This window comes from Nostoc sp. 106C (assembly GCF_002154725.1).
Classification (GTDB): Bacteria; Cyanobacteriota; Cyanobacteriia; order Cyanobacteriales; family Nostocaceae; genus Aulosira.
Genome location: NZ_MTAW01000059.1, coordinates 1 through 964 on the forward strand (window position 1 = coordinate 1; position 964 = coordinate 964).

Genomic DNA, 964 nt, shown 5'->3' on the forward strand with positions numbered 1-964 from the left:
TTAACCTGAGTTCGGGATAAGGAAAGGGACAGGTATTAAGCTGAAAATAACGTCAAATCCAGCACCTGTCCTATGTTTAGTTTAGATGCTTTATTTTGCCATGTAGATGATTTCTGTAAGGCGTTTGAAAGCCAATGGCACAAAAAGCTGTTGGTACATGGAGTTAGTAGGCGGATTCGGGCTAGAAGTCTGTGTTTGAGCGAAATAATGACGATACTGATTGCATTCCATCAAAATCACTACCGGAATTTTAAGCATTTTTATTTGAATCATGTTCAACAACAATGGAGTTGTGCTTTTCCTGGTTTGCCGAGTTATCAACGATTTATAGAATGGCTGCCATCAACCTTAATACCGTTATGCGTTTACCTGAAGCATTGTTTTGGAAGTTGTACGGGTATCGGTTTTATCGATTCAACGAGTATCAAAGTCTGTCATAATCGTCGGATTGCTCGGCATAAAGTATTTGAAGGTCTAGCATCACGTGGCAAGACTTCTGTAGATTGGTTTTATGGTTTCAAGCTTCATCTTGTTGTCAATGAACTGGGTCAACTCTTAAATGTAACTCTCACCCCTGGTAATATTGATGACCGTCAACCAGTTCCCAATTTACTGAGTGAGCTTTTCGGGAAAATTTTTGGCGATCGCGGATATGTTTCTCAGAAACTAGCCGATCAACTTTTACAAGACTTTGGCATTCAATTTTTTGCCAAACCCCGTCGCAACATGAAAAACAAGCTGATGCTTCTGCATGACAAGCTGTTATCCCGTAAACGCTCTATCATTGAAACCATTAACGACCAACTCAAAAATATTTCTCAGATTGAACATTCCAGACACCGAAGTCCTGTTAATTTTTGCGTTAATGTTCTGTGTGGATTAATTGCTTATTGCCATCAACCTAAGAAACCAAGCCTTCAGATGGAGTGGCTTTTATCTCAAACACTTTAACCCGAACTCAGGT

1 protein-coding gene is annotated in these 964 nt (G+C 39.7%); it reads left to right on the plus strand.

What is annotated here, in order from left to right:
- The first annotated feature begins 72 nt into the window (after positions 1 to 72).
- Positions 73 to 951 (plus strand): IS982 family transposase, encoded by an 879-nt coding sequence (locus BV375_RS05310; protein WP_086758052.1) that lies wholly within the window; start codon positions 73 to 75, stop codon positions 949 to 951.
- Positions 952 to 964: the final 13 nt, after the last annotated feature.

What these genes read in the sequence shown, in the direction of transcription:
- BV375_RS05310 (WP_086758052.1), top strand. Translation starts at nt 73, where the DNA reads ATGTTTAGTTTAGATGCTTTATTTTGCCATGTAGATGATTTCTGTAAG.